Consider the following 19,321-nt stretch of genomic DNA (forward strand, 5'->3'; position numbering starts at 1 on the left):
CAGCGGAGCCGGCGCCCGGGGGCTCCGCCCGAGCCCCCGGGAGTCCGCGCAGCACGCCCTCATTACACCGGCGTCCTCATTCCACGGCGTCCTCATTGCGCGGCGTCCTCATTCCGCGGGGTCGGCCGGGTCGTCGCCGAGGAGCCCCGCGGCCCGCATCTCCTCCTTCAGCCAGGCCATGGCGGCCTGCTCGCCTCCGGCCGGGCCGGTCCCGGCCGTCGGCGTGCCGTTCGCCATACGGGGACCTGCCGGGACGTCGCCCGCCGCACCGCCGGGCGTCCGGCCCCCGCCGGGCCCGGTGACGTACGGCCTGGCCGCGCGTGTTCCCCCTCGCTTGCCCCGTGTCCCCGCCCCTCCGGGCGCTCCGCCCTGGTCCGCTGGCGGGACGCCGCCCCCGGCCGACGTGGCGCGCCCGCGCGGGCCGCCGGTGACGAGACCGCCGGGCACCGGCCCGTTGGCCGTCGTGCCCGCGCCGCACGCCGCCATGCCGGGCTGCGTCCCCGGGCCCGCCTGGCCGCCATGGCCCGCATGCCCGGAGTCGCCGCCCGGTCCCCAGGCCGCCGACGCGAGCAGTCCCGCGCCGGTCATCTCGGCGGTGAGCTGCCCGAGCAGCGTGTCGGCCTCGACCGGCTCGGGCGTGATCTGCGCGAGGGCGGGCGCGAGAGCGCGCAGCGCGTTCGGCATCCCCGCGCCGGTGCGGTGGAGGTCGCCGAGGTTCAGCGGGACGCAACTCGATTTGATGATGTGGAAGAGGTGATCGACCCGCCGTGCGTCCCGTCCGCTGAAGGGGCCCCGGAAGTCGCTGTGGTGGGCGAGCACCAGGGCCGCGAGGCCGGCGACGTGCGGCGCGGCCATGGAGGTGCCGTCCAGTGCGGCGTACCCGTCCGGAGGGACGGCCGACAGGACGGCCACGCCCGGGGCGCACACGTCGATCTCGGGGCCGTGGCAGGTGAAGCGCGGCGAGAAGTAGCCGTCGCCGGTCATCGGCCCGTGGATCTCGGCCTCGTGGGCGGTGCCGGGCGGGAACGCGTCGGCCTTGCCGACGGCCGCGACGGTCAGCACGCCGGGCAGGATGCCGGGGAAGCCGACCGGTCCTCCGTCGTTGCCGCCGGCCACCACGCACGCCACCCCCGCCTCGCGCGCCTGCTCGATCTTCGCGGCGACGAGCGGGGAGTGGTGCCTGCTGGCCAGGCTCAGGTTGACGACGTCGATCCGCTGCTCGATGCAGTAATCGAGCGCCTCGATGAGGTCGCTGAACCGCCCGCCCGGGAAGATCTTGCAGGCGTGCACCTCGGCCTCGACCGCGAAGCCGACGACGCCGTGGCCGTCGTCGGCGCCCGAGACGACGGCCGCGCAGTGGGAGCCGTGGTAGGCGGCGTCGACGGACCAGCCGTCCGGCTCGCCGCCGACGAGGTCGACGCCGGCGCGGACGCGGTCACGCAGGTCGGGGTGCCGTATGTCGGCCCCGGAGTCGATGATCGCGACCCTGACCCCCGCGCCGCGCAGCGTGGGCGGCAGGCGGTCGAGGTTCATCGCCTGCTGGCCCCAGCCGAATACCTGCTTGCCGGGGAAACCGCTGAAGGTCTCCGACAGGGGCATCGGCTCGATCAGGTTGTCCCGGGTCGTGGACAGGGCGGGGCGATCGATGTGGACGCTCCAGTAGCCGGAGCGCGGCCGGACCGTCACCCCGGTGATCGACTCCGGGGTCTCCCCCACCATCGTGACCACCGCGCGGCCGTCGGCCCCGGTGGACGTCTGGGCCGGCCAGCCGTGCCCGGTCACCAGGACGCTCGCGCCGGGCAGCGGCGTGCCGTCCGCGTCCCTGACCAGGAAGGCGAACGTGCTCTCCACGCCCGGCGGCACCACCGCCGGTGCGGGCCGCCGCCTGCGCGGCGGCTGGGGCACGTCGCTGTAGCTGAGCAGCCGGTCGCGCTCGAAGTAGAGCTGCGGATACTGCCGCCGCAGCGCCTCGACGTGCTCGGCGGTCGTCTCCGCCACGACCACAGCGGGGAACCCGGGTGCCTGAGCCCCCGGGTTCCCCGCCGTCCCCCGCAGGCGGCGCAGCACGCGCACCTCGGGGTCGTCCTCCAGCAGCCTGCGCACCGTGTCGCCGTCGAGAGCCGGCGCGGCCGCTCCCGGCGTCGCCGGGTGCGGCTGGGGCATCGCGGCCACCATGTAGCGCCGCGGCCGGGACTCCACCGGCTGCGGCGCCTGGCGGGACGCCTGCCGCCCCCGCGGGGACGCCGGGCGCGGCTCCTCGCTTCCGTCCTTGGGCTTGTCGTTATTGGTCACAACGTCTCCGACTCTCCCCAGCTCAGGCTGGTGTGGCCGGCCGCACCCCGTACGGCGCGGCGGGCAGTTCAGGCTCTGTCATCACATTTCGCCGGTCTCGGGACGGCGGGGGCCCGGACCGGCCGCCGACCGGTCCGGGCCACCGAGGTGATCACGTCACAGCAGTGGAACGGTGGGCCGTCCAGGGGTGACGGCGCCGAGCGCGAACTGGATCTGCGCCAGGCACGCGTCGTACCGCCCGGCCCGGTACAGCTGTACCGCCTGCACCAGCAGCGGGATGATCCCCGCGACCTGGGGCGCCTGCGGGAGTGACGCCTGCAGCCAGCCGTACAGCCGCTGGAGCGTCACGGCACAGTGCGCCTGCAGCGGCGCGACCGGCGCCGGATGCCCCGTCGCGACTCCCACGGCCGGGGGCGTCACCGGACCCATCCCGGGACCCATCGACTCCACGGTGTTCCTCCGATCAGAGTGCGGCACCGGCCGGCACCGGGACCTGCTGAGCGGCCTGCTGGTGCAGCTGGCCGTACGGCTGGCCGTAGGCCTGGCCGTAGACCTGCGACAGCGGCTGCATGGTCAGCGGGACCTGCTGCCCGTACGCCCCGTGGATGGAGGGGGCGCCGAACTGAAGGGCCTGCTGGCCGGGGTGCTGCGCGTACGCCTGGGTGGCGTACGGCTGGCCGTAAACCTGCGGGATCTGCTGGGCCTGGGCCTGGATGGCCTGGAGGGCCTGCAGAACCTGCGGCGGAAGCATCTGCTGCTGAACCTGCTGCTGGATCTGCTCCCGGACCTGGTGCTGGTAGAGCACGCCCTCCAGCATCTGGCGGGCCGCGGGAGCGCCGTAACGCACGCTGTACCGCGCGACCTTGGTCCAGAAGGTCACCGGGCTCACCAGGTGCTCCTGCGGGAGGATGTGCTCCTCCTGCTGGATCATCGCCAGCGGCGACAGCTGCTGCTGCATCGCCGGGATCTGCTGACCGAGCTGCTGCAGGGGCGAGATCTGGTGCTGAGCGCCGTACCCCAGCGTGGTCGCCATGGACGTGGGGTTCATAGCTGTGAACGTCATATTCACTCCTTCGGAGCCAGTAGGTCCGGCCCATCGCCGATGTGATTACATCGCGTGACAGATCAGTCGCACAACGTTATAGGCGTAATGAGTAGATAAGGCAGACTTGGCGCTCGGCCTCGGTGACGCAACGGATCGCGCCGGTCATACTCCCGCTTGGAGGTGTCGGCATGACGCAGAGTGCTGAGCGGCGTACCTGGTTACATGGATCGTTCCTCGACCTGCTCCCGGTGCGGGCGGGTGAGGAACTCCTCCGCCTCGGCTCCCTGCTGACGTATCCGAGCCGACATATGCTGATCCGGGAGGGCGACCCCGGCCATGCGGTCTACCTGCTGGTCGACGCGCTGGTAAAGGTCACGGCATCCACGGAGAACGGCTCCAGGACGCTTTTGTCGATCCGGGCGAGCGGCGACATCGTGGGCGAGATGGCCCCTCTGACGGACCACCCGCGAACGGCCACGGTGACCACCTGCAAACGATCTCTCGTCTGTGTTCTGAAGGGTCCCGTCTTCACGGCTCATCTCGCCCGCACTCCCGAAGTCGCCGCCGTCCTCAGCCAGGTCACGATCGATCGTTTGCGGTTCGCCAACCGTCGGCGCCTCGACTTCGCGGGATACGAGGCCGATATCTGTCTGGCCCGGATACTGGTCGATCTCGCCGTACGGCACGGGCGGCCCCGCCGCGAGGGCATCGACATCGGAGTGCCCGTCACCCAGACCGAACTGGGCGAGCTCATCGGAATCAAGGAACGCACGGTGCAGAAGGCGATGCACGACCTCTCCTCACGCGGTCTCGTGCTGCAACGGCACCGGGGCGTAATCATCAGGGACCTCGACGGCCTGACCGACTTCGCCGACCTGCGACTCCAATCGCCCGGCTGAAAGCCGCATCAATGCGGGCTGCGAAAAGCCCGCCGGAGTCATCGTGGTGCGGCCGACGCAGACCAGCCAGGAGGCACGATGACTCACCCTCCCATGCCCACCTCTCACGCGATGATCGCGGTGGACATCGAGAAGTACAGTGGGCGCAACGACCAGCAGCAACTTCACCTTCAGGAAGCCCTCATCCGGGTGCTTGACACCGCCGCGGCCGAGGCCGGTCTCGACAGGTCGACGTGGACCGAGCGTCAGCCCCAAGGGGACGGCGAGTTCTCCTGGCTCCCGCCCCACGCGCACCTCGGCGTGCTCGTCGGCGGCTTCGTCCGTGAACTGGACGGGCAACTCGGCCTGTACAACCGGCGCCACGCCGGTCCGTTCTGGACGCGCATGCGCCTGCGCATGGCCGTCCACTTCGGCCCCGTCCATCTGGGCGCCGCCAACGGGGTCGCCGGCCGCCACGCCGTACAGCAGGCCCGGCTCCTCGACTCCGCCCCAGTGAGGCGGGCCCTCGACGCCTGCCCGGCCGCAGACCTGGCTCTGATCGTCTCCGATCGGGTGTACGACGACTACATCAGCCAGGGACTGGGCGAGCCACATGCCTATCGGCCCGTCCAGGTGCGGGTCAAGGAGCACTCCTGCACGGCGTACCTGCACGTGCCGGGACATGACATCGGCACGCTCAGCGTCCTGAATGCCTTCGTCCCTGAAGCGCCCGGCACATCGCAAGTGCCTCGCCCGGCGACGGAGACCAGCCATGGCGAGGAGGATTGGCGCACCCCCTTCATCGTCCACGGTGACCAGATCGGCGGGGCCTCGCACCGGGCCGACGGCCACGGGATTGTGAACGCCCCCGGCCGGGACCAGATCATAGGTAACTGGCGCGAGGGGCACTGATGGCGGAGCAAGAAGCCCCGGCCATCGAACCGACACGCGGCGAGAAGGAGCGCGGACCGGACGGTGGCGCGGAGCAGAACACCCAGCGTGACCTGCATGAGGAGCTCAGCGAGCAGAAGCGGCAGAGTCGCATCTCCGCGCAAAACCTCGACGCGCTTTACGCCGACACCGTTATCGGCGGCGACGACATCGGAGGTGCCTCGCACCGGGCGACCGACGGTGGCACGGTCAACGCGGCAGGACGCGACCAGTACTTCTTCGGCGTGACCGCGGAGGACAGGGCCGTGTTCACTGTGGCCGTGTCGGCACGCGAGGTCGGCGTCATCCGGCGCTGTCACGTCCCGACCAAGTCGTACGGCGAACTGCTCGCGCGTCTCGACAGCGAGCATGTGCTGCTGCTGCGCGGTGAGCCACGGGCCGGGCAGCCGACCACCGCCCTGGCCGCCCTCGCACGCTGGAGCGGTGACGACGGCCGTCTCGCCTGGCTGCAGATGAGCGGGAACCCTCTCCACCTAGCTCCGGGCGACCTGCACGAGGCGACTGGATATCTTCTCCAGGTCGGCGACGATGCGACCTGGAACGGTCGCCCCGACCAGATGCTTGGGCACCTCCGGAGGACGGCCGAACGAGCCCGCGCCCGCGTCGTCGTCCTGGCCAGCCCCGAGTTCCCCGAACATGACTGGGCCGTCGACCACGAGCCGCCACCGATGGATCAGATTTTCGTCAACTGGCTGGCTCACGAGTTACACGAGGGCGGCGAGGCCCATCCCCAGGAGTGGGCCGGCAAGACGGCGGCCGACGAACTGGTCCGGGAGACGCTGGCGGGCTACCGGTGCCCCCGCAAGGCGCGAGAGCTCGCCCTGCGGGTGGCCAGAGGGTTGCTTGAAGACCGATCGCTCGACGAGATTTTGGACAGCCTGCCCGAGCAGCGGCGCCGGAAAGCGCAGGACCTCCTCGCGGTGGAGACTCCCCGCAGGGCACGCTGCTTCATGATCGCCAGTGCGGTGTTGCGTGGAGCGCCATCGGCCGTCGTGGCCGCCCAGACCGTGAAACTGGCCACGCTGATCGAGGAGGAGCTGGCTCGGCAGACGACGATTGAGCAACCGCCCCAGCCGCACGTCTGGGAGCAGCTCAGCGACTGGCTCGGCTTTGCGGAGATCACTCTGCTGTCACCCAGACGAGGCGGAGATGGGCAGGTTGTCGACTTCCCCGATCCGAGCATGGCCGGAACCGTCCTCCGCGTGGTCTGGGAGGAACAGCCCACGATTCACGAGCCCCTGCTCACCTGGCTAGGCGAGCTGACCGAGGACAAGGATCCTGGCGTCCAGATGCGGGCGGCCCAAGCAATCGGTCTGCTGGCGACCTACGACTTCCTTGCCATCCAGCGACGTTTTCTGAGCACATGGTGCCAGAGCGAGCGGTACCTGACCCACGAGCTGGCGGCCTGGACCTTGGGCTCGGCGGCCAAGGACCCCGATCTGACCGCGCGTGTCTTCGAGTGCCTAGGACGCTGGGCCCGAGGCAGCCGCAAAGAACAGTCCGTCGTCATCCGGGCCCTCGGGTCGTGGCTGGGCGCCTACTGGGTCGATGAGGCGCTCCGGGCCCTCGCCACCATCGCGAAGACCAATGCGCGGGCTTTTCCACAGCGTGTCGCCCTCTCTATCGCGCAAATCCACCAACTCGGGAGCAACAGAACGTCCCATCGGAGCGGTGTCGGCGACGTCCCCGACAACACCAGGAGGATCATCGCCGCCCTCGCCCAATGGTCGGCCCAAAGCGATCTACCTGGCCTCACAAGCGCCGCGGCTCTCGCGTTCGTGCGGATGCTCGCCTCTCCCGAAGGGGCCAAGGTCCTCGATCTCGCAGCGGATCCCGGCGCGGCCGTCGACCTAGTCGCTCTCTGGCGACACATCCTGGACCTGGCCGTCACCAAGGACACCGGGGCCGCTCTCACACCGGAGGCATGGAGCGTGCTGGGCGACTGGCTCGCGACGTGGGAGACGGACGCCGGGGTCCGCGGCGTCCTCTCCGAGGTCCTCACCAGGCCGCCCGTCGACGTCCGGGCACCCCTGTTGTTTCACCTCCGGCTCTGGCACCGGACCGGAGAGATCGACGCCGGGCTCGCGGGCCGGCTCGCCGAGCTCGTCGAAGGGAGCTGAGCATCATGTGGCTCATCCGTTACAGCATGCCCACTACTGGTGAGGAGACGGCGGAGGATGTGAACGAGCTCTCGTTCACCGCCCCGGCGCGAGGAGACGTCTTCGATTTCGACGTCACGGTCTCCCTCGCATGGTCCGCTGTGGGCCGGCGCTGGCAGGCAGGTCCCGACGCGGCCGAGCGCGACCACGTCCAGGGACGCGTTCGCGCCGAGACTCGTGCGATCGCGCGGAGGCACTCGCCGTACCAATCCGAGGACGCCGAACGTGAGGTGAACAGCGTCCTCGACGATTTCCTCAGCCGGCTGTCGCGACATGACAGGCGTGTGATCCTGCGGTGGACGGCACGGGCCGAGGTAAGGCCCTCTGAAGAGGTGCGCCAGTTGCTCCGAGACCGCGCGCGCCGCCTCTATCAGGTCGACTGCGAGGTCGCGGAGGCGAAGCGCCGCGCGGAGACCGCCGAGGAGGTGCGCCTCGCCTGGGAGCGTTTCCTGGCCGGGGCCCGCAGGAGCGACCTGACGAGGTACGCCGTGAGACTGGCCGAGCAGCCCCAAGCCAAGGCGGCGATCATTGCGGAGATGCTCGACAAGGGCGAGGACACCGCCGCCCACTTCATCGACAAACTCGACAAGCTGGTGAGCTCTCATCGGCAGGGCGACGTCTACGAACTCATCGTCGGCAGTGAGAGCGCTCTGCGGAGCGCGATGACCGCGCTCGGATTGGCGGTGCCGCCCCTTGACCCCGACCCGCTGCTGCCGAGCGGGTCCGGTCAGCCGTAGAGCGCTCCCAGCGCAAGCCACAGCAGGGTGGAGACGAGCATGAGGGCCGTCCACGGCAGCGCTCGTCCCACCCTGCGGTGCTTCTCACGGCTCAGTTCGGCCAGCGTGCTCACGAGGAGCCATGCCTCCCGTTCCTGCTGCACGACGCTCACCCCCGACGATCCACTTCGAGGACCGGCCAGGCCGAACCTGTTCGGCCCGCCAGGTCCGCCCAGGCGAGGACGCAAGCCCTGGACGAGGTGATAGCCGGCGACGAGGAACCCCGCGACATAGAGCGCGACCAGAACAACGGCGACCACGCCCAGTGCGATAGGCGCTCCCGGTGCTCGCAGGCCGGCCAGCGCCCCCATCTGTGTGGCCGCCACGGCCGCTGCTCCGAGGTGCACGGTGGTGACGGTAGCGACCTTGGCGTCGGCATGCTGCACGTAACCCTGAAAGGTGCCGACCGTGGTGAGCGCCACGGTCAGAGCCTCGACGGCAGTCATTTCGTTCCTGCGCCTGCCCATACGAACCCTCCTGTTCGCCTTCTTGAAGTGAATCGCCGATGCGGAGGTGGACGACCGCACCAGTGCGGGTTCGACACCGACATCTCTCTTTGCCTTGACAAAATAGTTTGTCGGAAGCCATCCTTGAGGCATGAAAGACGTGGCGGTGATCGAGGATCCGGCGGCGGCGGAGGCCTCACTGGATCCGATGCGGGCGCGATTGCTCGCCGAGCTGACGGAGCCCAGCTCGGCGACCATGCTGGCGGCCAAGGTAGGGCTGCCGAGGCAGAAGGTGAACTACCATCTCAAGACCCTGGAGCGGCACGGCCTCGTGGAGCTGGTCGAGGAGCGCCGCAAGGGCAACGTCAACGAGCGGGTCATGCGGGCGACGGCGGCGTCGTTCGTGATCTCTCCCGCCGCGCTGGCGTCGGTCGCGCCCGATCCGTCACGCGCACCCGACCGGCTGTCGGCGCGGTGGCTGCTGGCGCTCGCCGCCCAGCTCGTACGCGACGTGGGCACGCTGATCGTCGGAGCGTCCCAGGCACGCAAGAAGCTCGCGACGTTCGCCATCGACGGCCGGGTGCGCTTCGCCTCGGCCGCCGACCGGGCCGCGTTCGCCGAGGAGCTGTCGGCCGCCGTGGCCGCGCTCGTGAGCAAATACCACGACGATTCGGCCGAAGGCGGGCGCGAGCACCGTCTGGTCGTCGCCGTCCATCCCGCCGTCCCCCGGACGGCCGACATACAGGAGCGCTGAAGCGTGCCTCACGAGTTCGAACTGCGCAAGGAAATCGAGCTGGACGCGACCCCCGAGCAGGTCTGGGACGCGATCGCCACCGGCCCGGGGGTGGACTCCTGGTTCATGGGACGCACCGAGATCGAGCCCGTCGAGGGCGGCCGCGGCCGGTTCACGATGTTCGGCAACAGCGAGGGCACCACCGTGACCGGGTACGAGCCCGGCAAGCGGTTCGCGTACCGCGGCGACGAGAACCCCGACGGCACGTTCATGGCGTTCGAGTACCTCATCGAGGGACGCGACCACGGCAGCACGGTCCTGCGCCTGGTCCAGCACGGCTTCCTCGGCGACGACTGGGAGACCGAGTTCGAGGCGATGGGCGTCGGCTGGGACATGTACCTGCACAAGCTCGCGCAGTACCTCACGTACTTCCGCGGGCGTCCGGCCACGGTCGTGTCCGCCGTACGCCCCCAGGCGGCCGAGAACGCGCCGGCCTGGGCGGCGATCAAGGACGCGCTGGGCCTGCCGGCCACGGTCGGGCTGGGCGACCCCGTGCGGCTCGCGGTGGACGGGCTGGCGCCGGAGGACGGGGTGGTCGACTACACCGGCTTCCCGACCTTCCTCGGCGTGCGGACCGCCGACGGGCTCTACCGGTTCATCCACTCCGGTCCGCAGCGGGGCAACGTGGTGGTCCTCGGGCACCACGTCTTCGCCGAGGACGCCGACCAGGAGCACGTCGAGGCCGCCTGGCGGTCCTGGCTCTCCCGGCTCTTCCCCTGACCTCCCAGCGAAAACGCACGTCCGAACTCCTGACCACGAAGGGCCTGACGATGACGAACACCCCTGACCTCGAATACACCATCACCCGCGTCCTCGACGCTCCCCGCGAGGCCGTCTTCAAGGCGTGGACCGAGCCGGAGCGCTTCAGCGAGTGGTTCGGCCCGCGCGGCTTCACCACTCCGGTCTCGCTGATCACCATGGACCTGCGGCCCGGCGGCGAGTGGAGCGCGTGCCTCGTGTCGCCGGAGGGCGCCAAGGCCCCTCTCGGCGGGGTCTACCGGGAGATCGCGGCGCCCGAGCGGCTGGTGTTCACCACCGGCGACCCGGACAACCGGGAGGGCGCCGTGGCCTCGGTCGCGACCGTCACGCTCACCGACCTCGGGGACCGCACGGAGATAAGCTTCAGGCAGGAGGGCTACAACACCGACGAGGCGCACGCCGAGGCAGCGAAGGCGGGCTGGCTCCAGTTCTTCGACCGGCTCGCCGAGCATCTCGCCTGAAATCTCCCCGGCCGTACGCCGCACCCCCCGGGGGACGCGGCGTACGGCCTTGGCCGTGCGGGCTCCGGATGGCACGGCCGTCAGGCCCAGATGGCGCAAGGGATGCCGTCGGAGAAGACCTCGGGAGGATCGGGCAGGGGCCGCGCCTCCCCGGACACGACCCGCAGGGCGGTCCAGGCGGCGGCGCCCGCGTCGAGCACGTCGTCCACCCCCGCCGTCGCCCCGGCCCTGTCGAGGTCGCCCGCGAGCACGACGCCCGCCGCCGCCAGCAGTTCACGCCGCCGCTCCGCGCCCGCCCACGTCGTCTTCGGGTGCGGCAGAGGCGCCCCTGCGAGCCGGGCGAAGCTCAGCTCGGGGTGGACCTCCACGACGCGCCTGCCGGCCTCCCGCACCCAGCGCTCGACCTCCAGCAGCTTCTCCTTGAGCCCGAACGCCTGGCGGGAGACGCCCTCGCCGGCCAGGCGGCGGTTGAGGGCCACGGCCGAGGCGTAGTCGTCCGCCTCGAGCGCGGCGCGCACCGGTGTCATGAACACCGACCGCCACCGGGGGCCGAGCTCCGCGCGGGCCAGCACGTCGGCCCGGCGGCGGGTCCGGCCCTGAGGGTCGCCGGAGTGAGCATCGGGGTATGGATCGGGCAGGCCGATCGGCATGTCCACCGCCACGACGGCGACCTCGCCGTCCGCGTCCGCCAGGGCGACCAGGTCCGCGACGCGGGGCGCGAAGTAGGCGCGCGCCGCACCCCCGTCCCGGGGGCCGGCGGGCGGGACCACCCCGATCCAGCCCGCCCTGCACGCGTCGACACCGAGCACACGAGCATCCTTCACAGGACCATGCTCAGCCCTGGCGGGGGACGACGTGGCCGAAGCGGAACAGGTTCGCCGGGTCGTAGACCTCGCGCAGCTTCGCCAGCCGCCGCAGCGTCTCCACCGGCCAGGCCCGGGAAATCTGCTCGGGGGCCAGGGCGCCGCCCTGGAAATTGATCAGCGCGCCCCCGGTCGACCAGGGCTCGAGGGCCTCGATCACGGCCCGTACGGCCGCGGGGACGGCCGTGTCCATCAGCTCGGGCACCGGCGCGCCGATGGCGAGCAGCGTGAAGGCGGCGTCGCGCCCGCCCACGGCGTTGGGCTCCTTGGGCTGGCGGGCGAGCGCGCCGCCGAGCTGACGGAGCTCGACCACGGCCAGCGGGACCCGCGCGGCCGGGCCGGCGACCGCGAGCAGCGCCTCGACGGCCTCCGCCGTCAGCTCACGCAGCAGCGCGCCCCGCTCCGCCACCGGCATGGGCTGGGTCGGGTCCTGGTGGATGGAGTCGATCGCCGCGTACGGCAGGGGGCCGACGGCGTCGAGCACCGGCTCGGCGACGGCCCGCATGGAGGCCAGCAGCGCCTCGGCCTCCTGCCCGTCCCCCACGTGGGCGACCCGCAGGTGGACGACGAACCTGCCGCTGAGCTGCGGCGGCAGCTCGGGCAGCGGGGGCAGGCGCAGCAGCGCGACCGAGGTGGTGGTGGTCTCCGGCAGCGTGCCGGCCCAGCTCCGGTAGGCGTGCAGGACCCGCCCGGCGTCCTCGGCGGCGTAGAACAGGCCGCCGCCGTACAGGCCGGTGAGCGGCAGCAGGTCCACGGTGATCGAGGTGACGACGCCGAATCCGGCCTTGCCGCCGCGCAGCGCCCAGAACAGGTCGGGCTCGCGGACCGCGTCGGCGGTGCGCACCACGCCGTCCCCGGTGACGACGGTGAGCTCCCGCACGTGGTCGGCCGCGAACCCGAAGGTCCGCGCGATCGGCCCGATGCCGCCGCCGAGCGTGAAGCCGACCACGCCGACGCCGGTCGCCGAGCCGCACAGCGGGGCCAGGCCGTACGGCGCCGCGGCGGTGACGACCTCACCCCACGTGCAGCCGGCCGCGATCGTGGCGGTGCGGGCGGAGGGGTCCACCACGACCTCCCGCATCGCACGGGTGCTGACCAGGACCGCGCCGTCGGCCGCCTGCACGGCGCCGTGGCCGGTCGACTGCACGGCCACGGGCAGCCCGTGCGCGGCGGCGAGCCGTACGGCCGCGGCCACGTCGCCGGCGTCCCGCGCCGCGACGATCACGGCGGGCCGGTGGCGCACGGCGAGGTTGAACCCGGCGGCCTCCTCCTCGAACCCGTCCTGTCCCGGAAGCAGGACCCGGCCGGCGACCTGTCCCCGCAGCGCGTCTTCGATGGTGCTGTGCATGTCCGTCCTCCGGATGTCGTCGTCTGTGACGGGGACAGTTGTCGCAGCCGGGTCTTGGTGTTCTCTTGCGCCTTCCGGGCGGGGGTTCTGCGGGGCGTTCAAAAGGGTTCCTAGAGACGCACTAGGAGTGTCCAAAACGGCCCGCGCACGCTGGGGCGATGTCGTCGCCGTCGAAGAAGCGCCGGCCGCGGTACGCCGCGTCGCCGGGAACATCACCGGGAACGTCACCGGGAACACTGCTGCTGCGCGAGGTGCCGGCGCACGCGGGCGCGCCGGGAGCCCGGATCATCGGACCGGCGCTGGAACACGTCCTGCGCGAGGCGCCGGCCGCCCGGTGCCGGCTCTACGTGCTGACCGACCTCGGCCGGCCGGCCGGCGCCGCCCCGCTCGCCGCCGCGCTCCTGGAGACCGGGGCGCCCCGGCACGTCCCGGAGTGGGCCCTGCTGCACGCGCTCACCGTGGCCGTGCCGCACCGCGGCCGGGGGCTGGGCCGCCGCCTGCTCGACGACCTGCTGATGGAGTTGCGCGCGGACGGCGTACGGGCCGTGTGGTTCCTCCCCGGGGCGGGGGACGACGGCCTGCGCGCCCTGCTGGAGAGCGCCGGTTTCAGGGACGACACGGACCGCGGTCTCTCCCGCGAGAACGAGCGGACATATGGGTATGATGAGCCAGAAATCCGGCCCTGGGCCGCCTGGCTCTCTCGGGAGTTGTGATGCGCACAAGCATCGACGGCGCGCGGCTACCGGCGCCGCGCCCGGGCCTGGACGGCCGCCAGGGCCCCGCTCTGGACTTCCGCCTTCTCGGCACGCTGGAGGTCGCCGACGGCACGGGGACGATCCTCGACCTCGGGCCTCGCAAGCAGCGGGCCGTGCTGGCGCTGCTGTTGCTGAACGCTCCCCATGTCGTGCCGCTCGACCAGCTCATCGACCGGCTGTGGCGGGACGAGCCGCCCTCAAGCGCCACGGGAACGCTCCAGGCGTACATCTCCCATCTGCGCAGGACGCTCGAACCCCGGCGCAGCCCGCGCTCCCCGGCCCGGGTCCTGCGTACGCGGGAGCCCGGCTACCTGCTGGACATCGAGCCGGACCAGGTCGACGCCGAGCGGTTCGGCCGGGCGGCCGAGGCCGCGCACGCCGCGTTGGCCGCGGGCCGTCCCGAGGAGGCCGAGCGGATCCTGGGCCCGGCGCTGGCGCTGTGGCGGGGCGAGCCGCTGGCCGACCTGGCCGACGAGCCGTTCGCCCGGTCGACCGTCGCCCGCCTGAGCGAGACCCGCCTGCACGCGCTGACCGTACGCGCCGAGGCGTTGCTCGCGCTCGGGCGGGCGGCCGAGGTGACGGTCGAGGCCGAGCGCCTGCTCGAACAGGACCCCTACCGCGAGGGCCTGTGGGCGCTGCTCATGCGGGCCCTCTACCGGGAGCGCAGGCAGGCCGAGGCGCTGGCCGCCTACCAGCGTTGCCGCACGCTGCTCGGCGACGAACTGGGCCTCGACCCGAGTCCCGAACTGCGGCGGCTGGAGCAGGCCATCCTCGCCCAGGACGAGTCCCTGGCGGGCATGTGGGCCCCCGTGGCCGCCGTGCCGCCGGCGCCGGCCCCAGTCGCGCGGGAAGGCACGGGCGCGGGCGTGCGGGGCGCTGCAGCTGAGAACACCGGGGACGGGACCGCCGAGTACGAGAACGCCGGGGACGCGGCCGTGCCGGGACTGGTGGGGCGGGAGCCGCACCTGCGCCGGATCGCCGAGCGGCTCGACGACCTGCGCCGGGGCGTGGGCGGGGTGTTCCTGGTGAGCGGGGAGTCCGGCGTCGGCAAGACCCGCCTGGCGGAGGCCGCCGCGAGCATGGCGGCCGAGCGCGGGGCAGCGGTCGCCTGGAGCAGGTGCGTCGAGGGCAGCGGCGCCCCCGCGTTCTGGCCCTGGATCCAGGCGCTCAACGCCCTGGGCGCGGGCCCTGCGCCGGGAACACAGGCTCCGGGAACGGCCCAGGCTCTCGCTGTGGACAGGGCTCCGGCGACCGGGCGGGCTCCGGGTACCGGTGAGGCCGGGGAGGCCGGGGATGCGGGCGGCGACCTCGCCAGGCTCGCCCACCGCCTCTCGGACGGCGACCGCACGGACGGCGACCGCACGGACACGGCCGACCCCGACACCGCCCGGTTCCTGCTGCACGACAGCGTGGCGCGGGCGCTCACGCGGCGGGCCTGCGCCGCCCCGGTGCTGGTCGTGGTGGAGGACCTGCACTGGGCCGACGCCGCCTCGCTGAAGCTGCTCACCTTCCTGGGCGCCGACCTGCATCGCGTCCCGCTCCTCGTCCTGGCCACCGTACGGCCCGAGCCGGCGGTGGACAGGCAGGCGCTGACCGAGGCGCTCGGCGAGCTGACCCGCCAGCGCGGCACCGAACGGATGACCGTCGCTCCGCTCACCCCCGAGCAGATCGCCGACTACCTGCGCGAGGCGGGATGGGCCGGCCCCGGGCCGGTGCTCACCTCCGCGCTGCACGACAGGACCGGTGGCAATCCGTTCTTCCTGGGCGAACTGCTGCGCCTGCTGACCAGCACCCATCCCGACGGCCGGGTGGGCGTGGCGGACGTGCTCGCCCTGGCGGTGCCCGACGGCGTGCGCGACGTGATCAACCAGCGGGTGTCGCGGCTGCCGGAGGACTCCCAGACCCTGCTGCGGGCGGCCGCCGTGATCGGCAGGGACGTGGACGCCGACGTGCTGGAGACCGCGACCGGGGCCGGCGGCGCCCGGGTGATGATGCTGCTCGAACCGGCCGTCGCGACCGGGCTGCTGGTCGAGGTGGACGGCGGCTGGGACTACCGCTTCTCTCACGCACTGGTGCAGGAGGCGCTGTACTCCGGGCTCAGCCGCAGGCAGCGAGCCCAGCTCCACGGCCGGGTGGGCGAGGCCATCGAGACCCTGCGGTGGGGTGAGGCCGCGTCGCGGCTGCCCGCGCTGGCCCACCACTTCGGGCTCGCCGCCCGGGTCGGCTACGCGGACAAGGCCGTCTTGTACGCCATGGAGGCGGCCGGGCAGGCGACGGCCCGGCTCGCCTACGACGAGGCCGTCCTCTATTGGGAGCAGGCCCTCGAGGCCTGCGCCGCCGGGCCCGCGGCCACCCGCTGCGCCCTGCTGATCGGCCTCGGCAAGGCCCGGCGGGTGACCGGCGATGTGGAGGGGGCGCGCGGCGCGCTGGACGAGGCCGTGACGCTCGCGACCGGCATCGGCGACGACGCCGCCGTCATCGAGGCGGCCACCGTCTTCGGCGGCGTCACTCTGTGGAACTGGCGCTCGTACGGCGTGGTGGACCAGCGCATGGTGACCGTGCTGGAGGACCGGCTCTCCCGGCTCGGCCCGGACGCCGTGCGCACCCGCGCGGAGCTGCTCGGCACGCTCGGCGTCGAGCTGTACTACGGCGACCGGCGCGAGGAGGGCCGCCGCCACGCCCTGGAGGCCGTGGAACTGGCCCGGCGCACCGGCGACCCCCTGCTGCTGGCCCGCACGCTGAACAACTTCGTCATCGCGGCCTGGACGCCCGAGCACGAGGAGGAGCGTTACCGGGCGGCCGAGGAGATGCTGGCACTCCCCGGCCTGCCCAGGGCCACCGAGATCGTCGCCCGCCTGCACCGCATGCCCAAGTTCCTGAAGGCGGGCATGCTCGCCGACTACGACGCCGAGCTGGCCCGCTGCCTGCGGCTCACCGCCGAAGTGCGGATGCCGGAGATCGAGACGCAGGTCGCGTACGCCGCGGCCGGGCGGGCGATGCTGGCGGGCGACTGGGCGGAGATGGACCGGCAGGCGGTCATCGGCACCGGCAGCTTCCGCCGCACCAGCCTGTGGGGGCCGGACGTCCTCAAGCTGATCTACGCGTTCTACGCCGACTGGTGCCAGGGACGGCCCAGCCCACTGCTGCCGGACCTGGTCGAGGCCGCGGCCGACGATTCCAAAATGATCGCGCGGCCCACGACCGTCCTCGCCGCGCTGAAGGCGGGCGACCACGAGCTGGCCCATCGACTGATCGACCGCTGGGGCGCCGTGCGGCCACGCGACTGGACGTGGCAGTTCGTCGCCTGGCAGTGGGCCCTGGTCGCCGCCGAACTCGGCCGGCCCGACCCGCACGAGCTGCTCGGCGAGCTGCGGCCGATCGCCGGCGAGCTCATGACCATGGGCACGGGCTGCCTGTCGTGGGGAACGCTTCACGACGTGGTCGCCCGGCTCCTGCACCGGGCCGGCGACGTTCCGGCCGCCCTGGCGCACGCGGAGGCCGGGCGGGACGCGCACCGGCGGCTCGGCCTGACCCATCTCGTGAGCGGCAGCGAGGCGCTCCTGCGCGAGATCCGTGCGGTCGCGGGGGACGCCGGCCGCACGGGCGACGCGCCGGCCTGACGCCGGAGCGCCCGCAGGCGGGTTGCCGGTGGACGGGGCAGGTGCGGGGCGTTCGCAACTGCGCCGCGACTGCTCTTGTCGAGATGCTGCGGCGGATTTTCCACGGCATCGTGGGTGCCATGAGGCAGCGACAGGCCGCCCCCGGCCACGCCCCCGGCCACGGCCACGGCCACGGCCATGGGCACGGGCACGGCCATGGGCACGGGCACGGGCACGGGCACGGGCATGAAGACGGTGTGGAGACGCTCCGCGCGCGGGTGGCGCACCTGCTGCGCCCGCACTCGCACGAGCCCGCCGACAAGGTCGACCCGGCGATGGAGTCGTCCGCCCGGGGGATGCGCGCGCTGTGGGTGTCGCTCGCCGGTCTCGGCGCGACCACGCTGGTCCAGGCGGCGGTGGTGGCCCTGTCGGGGTCGGTGGCGCTGCTGGGCGACACCCTGCACAACGCGGCCGACGCCCTGACCGCCGTGCCGCTCGGGATCGCCTTCCTGCTCGGCCGCCGTCCGCCCAACCGCCGCTACACCTACGGCTACGGACGGGCCGAGGACCTGGCCGGCGTGGTCATCGTCATGACGATCGCCGCATCCTCGATCGCCGCCGCGTACGCCGCGATCGGGCGGCTCCTGGAGCCCCGAGAGGTCTCCCACCTGTGGGCCGTCGCGGCGGCGGCGCTGGCGGGCTTCGCCGGGAACGAGCTGGTCGCCCGCCATCGCATCCGCGTCGGGCGTGAGATCGGCTCGGCGGCCCTCGTCGCCGACGGACTGCACGCCCGCACCGACGGTTTCACCTCACTGGCCGTGCTGGCCGGAACCGGAGGGGCGGCCCTGGGCTGGACCTGGGCCGACCCCGCCGTCGGCCTGCTCATCACGGTCGCGATCCTGATGGTGCTGCGGCAGGCGGCGCGGGAGGTGTACCGGCGGCTGATGGACGCCGTCGACCCCGCTCTCGTGGACCGTGCCGAGGCGACCCTGCGGGGCACCCCCGGCGTGCTCGGCCTGGGCCAGGTGCGGCTGCGCTGGATCGGCCACCGGCTCAGGGCCGAGTGCGAGGTCGTCGTCGACCCGGCGGCCACGGTCGTCGAGGCCCATCGGGTCGCGGCCGAGGCCGAGCACAACCTGATCCACGCCATCCCCCGGCTGACGGCCGCCATCGTGCACGCCGACCCGCTGCCCCGCGACGGTGTGGACCACCACGCCGTCCTCGACGGCCACCGGCACGACCATCCTCCGGCCGGCCTCGTCCGGCATCCCCCGGCCGACCCCGCACGAGACACGCCGCGCCGCGGACCGAATGCGTTCACGGCCAGGGCGTTCAGGGGCGGGGCATGGCCATCGCGTTGGGGAAGGGCACCCCTCCCCCGTCGATGATCCGGGTGGCGAGCGGGCGCAGGAGGTGCGCGAGCCGGGCCACCCCCGCCTCGCCCAGGGCGTCCATCGGCGCCCGGGCGAGACGCTCGGTGGCGGCCTCGACGGCGTCGCGCTCGCACCGGCCCTTCTCGGTCACGGCTCCCTCGCGGTCGAGAACGCCGCGCTCGCGCAGCCGGTCGGCCGCGGCCCGCCACTCCTCCTCGGTCCACCCCCGGTAGGCCCGCTGCTCGGGCGGCACGAGCCCGAGCGCCGACGCGACGACGTTGGCCTCGCAGCCGTCCATCCCCGCGGTGACCAGGGCGGCCACGTGCCCGTCGCCGCGGAACTCGCGCAACGCGGTGAGCGCGTGCCACAGCGCCGCGAGCGGCTCGCCGGGCGGCGGCAGGGCGGCGTGCGCCGCGAACAGCACCCGCCCGGCGGCGGGGCAGGCCTCCACCGCGGCCCCGGCCAGGCCCGCGGCCTCCCGCACGTCCGGGTGATCGGCGAGGTCGCCGAGCAGACGGCGCAGGCACCGGCCGGCCACCTCCCGACGGGCCGCCAGCACCTCCTCCGGTGCGCAGAACCGCCAGGCGTCGGGGATCGCCCGGGCGACCATCGACGGGGCGAAGTTGTAGAACGCGGCGGTCACGACCTGCGGGGAGACCGGGCCGAGCGCGGCGGACCTGGAGGCGAAATACCCCATCCAGAAGCCCTTGAGGCCGGCGGCGGCGTAGACCTCCTTCGCCTCGGGCGCGAAGTAGACCGGCGCGTGGCAGCACTCGCCCAACCGCCAGATCTCGTCCATGCCCGCCAGGCTAGATCAGCCGTA

At 72.9% G+C, this 19,321-nt stretch carries 17 protein-coding genes; 10 read left to right on the forward strand and 7 right to left on the reverse strand.

Annotation, left to right across the window (positions count from 1 at the left end):
* Positions 1-108: 108 nt before the first annotated feature.
* The 3 genes from HHX35_RS26900 to HHX35_RS26910 form a co-directional block, all read right to left on the reverse strand.
* Entirely contained in the window at positions 109-2,292 is a 2,184-nt protein-coding gene (locus HHX35_RS26900; protein WP_182901495.1) for a S8 family serine peptidase, read from the reverse strand.
* Positions 2,293-2,448: 156 nt separating this feature from the next.
* A complete protein-coding gene (locus HHX35_RS26905) occupies positions 2,449-2,733 on the reverse strand; it encodes a hypothetical protein (RefSeq protein WP_182901496.1) in 285 nt (94 codons plus the stop codon).
* Positions 2,734-2,755: 22 nt separating this feature from the next.
* Positions 2,756-3,355: a hypothetical protein gene (locus HHX35_RS26910; protein ID WP_182901497.1), complete on the reverse strand. Its 600-nt coding sequence runs from the start codon at positions 3,353-3,355 to the stop codon at positions 2,756-2,758.
* A gap of 170 nt (positions 3,356-3,525) precedes the next feature.
* Here HHX35_RS26910 and HHX35_RS26915 point away from each other — a divergent pair, with 170 nt between their 5' ends.
* The 4 genes from HHX35_RS26915 (at position 3,526) to HHX35_RS26930 (ending at position 8,062) form a co-directional block, all read left to right on the forward strand.
* Positions 3,526-4,236, forward strand: a complete 711-nt coding sequence (locus HHX35_RS26915) for a Crp/Fnr family transcriptional regulator (RefSeq protein WP_182901498.1) — start codon at positions 3,526-3,528, stop codon at positions 4,234-4,236.
* Positions 4,237-4,314: 78 nt separating this feature from the next.
* Positions 4,315-5,127 (forward strand): hypothetical protein, encoded by an 813-nt coding sequence (locus tag HHX35_RS26920; protein WP_182901499.1) that lies wholly within the window; start codon positions 4,315-4,317, stop codon positions 5,125-5,127.
* Positions 5,127-7,286 carry a hypothetical protein gene (locus HHX35_RS26925; protein WP_182901500.1) on the forward strand — a complete coding sequence of 720 codons (2,160 nt, stop codon included), beginning with the start codon at positions 5,127-5,129 and terminating at the stop codon, positions 7,284-7,286. The genes HHX35_RS26920 and HHX35_RS26925 overlap by 1 nt, the downstream gene beginning before the upstream one ends.
* Before the next feature lie 5 nt (positions 7,287-7,291).
* On the forward strand, positions 7,292-8,062 hold the full coding sequence (locus HHX35_RS26930; RefSeq protein WP_182901501.1) for a hypothetical protein: 771 nt from the start codon (positions 7,292-7,294) through the stop codon (positions 8,060-8,062).
* Here HHX35_RS26930 and HHX35_RS26935 read toward each other — a convergent pair.
* Positions 8,053-8,547, reverse strand: coding sequence for a hypothetical protein (locus tag HHX35_RS26935; protein WP_182901502.1), 495 nt, complete (start codon positions 8,545-8,547; stop codon positions 8,053-8,055). The genes HHX35_RS26930 and HHX35_RS26935 overlap by 10 nt on opposite strands.
* A gap of 151 nt (positions 8,548-8,698) precedes the next feature.
* Between HHX35_RS26935 and HHX35_RS26940 the strand changes: the two genes are divergently transcribed.
* Genes HHX35_RS26940 through HHX35_RS26950 form a run of 3 tightly spaced genes read left to right on the forward strand, consistent with a single transcriptional unit; the run spans position 8,699 to position 10,560 of the window.
* Complete coding sequence (locus HHX35_RS26940; protein ID WP_182901503.1) at positions 8,699-9,301, forward strand: helix-turn-helix domain-containing protein; 603 nt, start codon at positions 8,699-8,701, stop codon at positions 9,299-9,301.
* A 3-nt stretch (positions 9,302-9,304) separates the two neighbouring features.
* A complete protein-coding gene (locus tag HHX35_RS26945; protein WP_182901504.1) occupies positions 9,305-10,060 on the forward strand; it encodes an SRPBCC domain-containing protein in 756 nt (251 codons plus the stop codon).
* Between the two features lie 50 nt (positions 10,061-10,110).
* Entirely contained in the window at positions 10,111-10,560 is a 450-nt protein-coding gene (locus HHX35_RS26950) for an SRPBCC domain-containing protein (RefSeq protein ID WP_182901505.1), read from the forward strand.
* An 80-nt stretch (positions 10,561-10,640) separates the two neighbouring features.
* Here the strand turns inward: HHX35_RS26950 and HHX35_RS26955 are convergent, their stop codons facing one another.
* Entirely contained in the window at positions 10,641-11,369 is a 729-nt protein-coding gene (locus tag HHX35_RS26955) for a DUF429 domain-containing protein (protein ID WP_220505920.1), read from the reverse strand.
* Between the two features lie 25 nt (positions 11,370-11,394).
* Positions 11,395-12,771 (reverse strand): FAD-binding oxidoreductase, encoded by a 1,377-nt coding sequence (locus HHX35_RS26960; RefSeq protein ID WP_182901507.1) that lies wholly within the window; start codon positions 12,769-12,771, stop codon positions 11,395-11,397.
* Between the two features lie 158 nt (positions 12,772-12,929).
* On the opposite strand from HHX35_RS26960, the gene HHX35_RS26965 reads away from it, so the two are divergent.
* The 3 genes from HHX35_RS26965 to HHX35_RS26975 all read left to right on the forward strand — a co-directional run bounded on the left by HHX35_RS26965 (position 12,930) and on the right by HHX35_RS26975 (position 18,513).
* Positions 12,930-13,484, forward strand: a complete 555-nt coding sequence (locus tag HHX35_RS26965; protein WP_182901508.1) for a GNAT family N-acetyltransferase — start codon at positions 12,930-12,932, stop codon at positions 13,482-13,484.
* On the forward strand, positions 13,484-17,146 hold the full coding sequence (locus HHX35_RS26970) for a BTAD domain-containing putative transcriptional regulator (RefSeq protein ID WP_182901509.1): 3,663 nt from the start codon (positions 13,484-13,486) through the stop codon (positions 17,144-17,146). The genes HHX35_RS26965 and HHX35_RS26970 overlap by 1 nt, the downstream gene beginning before the upstream one ends.
* 119 nt (positions 17,147-17,265) lie before the next feature.
* The gene (locus HHX35_RS26975) at positions 17,266-18,513 is read left to right on the forward strand and encodes a cation diffusion facilitator family transporter (protein ID WP_182901510.1); all 1,248 of its coding nucleotides are present in this window, start codon (positions 17,266-17,268) and stop codon (positions 18,511-18,513) included.
* Here HHX35_RS26975 and HHX35_RS26980 read toward each other — a convergent pair.
* Complete coding sequence (locus HHX35_RS26980) at positions 18,458-19,297, reverse strand: SCO6745 family protein (RefSeq protein WP_182901511.1); 840 nt, start codon at positions 19,295-19,297, stop codon at positions 18,458-18,460. The genes HHX35_RS26975 and HHX35_RS26980 overlap by 56 nt on opposite strands.
* Between the last annotated feature and the right edge of the window lie 24 nt (positions 19,298-19,321).

The organism is Microbispora sp. H10830, assembly GCF_014161375.1.
GTDB lineage: Bacteria > Actinomycetota > Actinomycetes > Streptosporangiales > Streptosporangiaceae > Microbispora > Microbispora catharanthi.